At 68.5% G+C, this 2,152-nt stretch carries 1 protein-coding gene and 1 pseudogene; one reads left to right on the top strand and one right to left on the bottom strand.

Features of this window, described 5'->3' with window-relative positions; translation table 11 throughout:
• Positions 1–24: 24 nt before the first annotated feature.
• Complete coding sequence (locus NGB36_RS32975; RefSeq protein WP_255924337.1) at positions 25–432, bottom strand: DUF262 domain-containing protein; 408 nt, start codon at positions 430–432, stop codon at positions 25–27.
• On the opposite strand from NGB36_RS32975, the pseudogene NGB36_RS32970 reads away from it, so the two are divergent.
• A pseudogene (locus NGB36_RS32970) lies at positions 357–1,765 on the top strand (helicase). The gene NGB36_RS32975 and the pseudogene NGB36_RS32970 sit on opposite strands and share 76 nt — an antisense overlap.
• The last annotated feature ends 387 nt before the right edge of the window (positions 1,766–2,152 follow it).

Here is a 2,152-nt window from a genome sequence, read left to right as displayed (position 1 = left end):
CACCCAAGCCGACCCACACGAAGATCAAACCAGCGTGTTGATTCTCTGCGCGCCCAAGGACGGGATGGGAATGCGCAGCAGCAGCGACTCGATGAGACGGCTCTGCTTGCCATCGGTCCAGATGCCCGCCTTGCGCTGGAAGTCCGGGGCGAGGTCGATCATCTCGTTACGTAGCCGGGACAGCAGCAGATCGACAGTCGTCGTCCGGGTGTCGATGTCGATGTGCTCGGGGTCGAAGGGAGAGGTGATCTGCTCGAACGCCTCTTCCTCGCCCTCCTCGCGCTCGATGTCGGTCGGCCGGCCGTCGGCACTGACCTCCACGGAGAACGGATGGGAATCAAGTTCACCGGCATCGGCTGCCGCGTCCTGATACCGCTCGAACAACGACCGTCGGTCCCGTGTACGCCCCTGGCTGTCCTCCAGCGCGGCCATCGTCGTCTCGTCGCCCTCGCCCTCATGTCATGTGGGATCGTTGTGTCCGCTCCGATCCCCCTCACCCTACCGGCCGCGATACCGCGGTGACGGCCAATCGGTCAGCACAGTTGGGACAGGCAGCGCGTGATGATGACGGGGATGGCCGACCGGGAGATGGTTCTTCGTTTCCTTGCTTTCCGGACGACCTCCCCACACGCATACCGGCCCGGTGGCTCGTCCGGGACCACCCCGGACTCACCGTCGGCAGGCTTCTGCGCACCGGGAGCTCACTGTCCTCGCGACTCGCGGGGCGGACGAACGTCCTCGGCGCCGAACGCGTCACCGGCCTGGATCCCCTGCCGCCGATCGTCATCGCGACCGCCGCCAAGTGGGCCCGCGTCAAGGAGGAGGACGGGCACTGGCCCCTCGCAATCGTCGACGAGGCATACCAGATGCGCTGCGCCGCCTTACTCGCCTGCGCGGGCCTCTTCGACAGCGCCCTATTCGTCGGCGATCCCGGCCAACTCGACCCATTCAGCAGCGTCAAGACCGACCGCTGGACCGGCCTGACCTGGAACCCCCTTCGCAACGCTGTGGACGTCACCTTGGCGCACAACCCGACCTGACGCTCCACAAGCTCCCCGTCTCCTGGCGCCTTCCGGCCTCGGCCGCACCGCTGGTCGAGAGGGCCTTCTACCCGTTCACCCGGTTCATCGCCGGCACCGGTCCCGAGGACCGGCGCGCGACACTGCTGCCCACTCTCGCCCCCGATCCCGTCGACCGCGTCCTCGAGCGGGCCGCCCAGACCGGCTGGGGCTACCTCCAACTCCCCGCCCGGCACACCCTGCGCACCGACCGCGAACTGGCCGACACCCTCGCGGACGCCGCCGAGCGTCTCCTCTCACGCGGTTTCCGGACCTACTGCGACCAAGCGCCCGCGCCTGAGGGCCGACGCCTCACCCCCGCCCGCATCGCCATCGGCGTCGCCCACAACGACCAGGCCGAGGCCGTCCGCAGCCACCTCGTCCCGGAGCTGGACGGCATCACCGTGGACACCGCCAACCGCCTCCAAAGCCGCGAGTTCGACGTCACCCTTGTCTGGCACCCTCTGTCCGGCCGCGTAGACGCCAGCGCCTTCCACTTGGAAACCGGCCGCCTGTGCGTCTTGCTCTCCCGCCACCGCCACGCCTGCATTGTCCTCGCCCGCGCCGGCATCCCCGACCTCCTCGACCGGCACCCCACCACCCAGCCCGTCTACCTGGATGTCCCTCCCAAGTTCCCGGACGGCTGGCGCGCGCACCAGCTCGTCATGGAACACCTTGAACGGCCTGACCACCGTGTCCCGGCCTGAAGCATGAGGCGGGCCACAGGCACAGGTGACAGGCAGGACTCGAACCTGCGGCCAAGTGCTTAGAAGAGACGCAAGCACTCGCGCGGGCTCACTGCTTTGACCTGCAGAAAGTCCACAATGACTGTAGTGCGGAGGACTGGAGCCACCGTGCATTCACCGGAAGCCGTCATTCCGGCGCCCTCCGGGCGACACCGGATTGCCGCGGGCGCCGCACAGGAGCCGGCCACCCGCAGCCGGGGGTGACCGAGATCAACGGGTGTACCGATGGTCCCCAGACCGAGGTGCGCCTGCCCCCCAAGGCGACACAGCACGCCCTCCAACAAGTGCCCCGGGCCTCGAGGACGGGCGTGGCGGGGCAGGCGGCATCGCATCGGTTTAGGGGGCGAC

It is taken from the genome of Streptomyces humicola (genome assembly GCF_024436035.1).
Lineage (GTDB): Bacteria > Actinomycetota > Actinomycetes > Streptomycetales > Streptomycetaceae > Streptantibioticus_B > Streptantibioticus_B humicola.
This window is presented reverse-complemented; position numbering and strand designations above follow the sequence as displayed.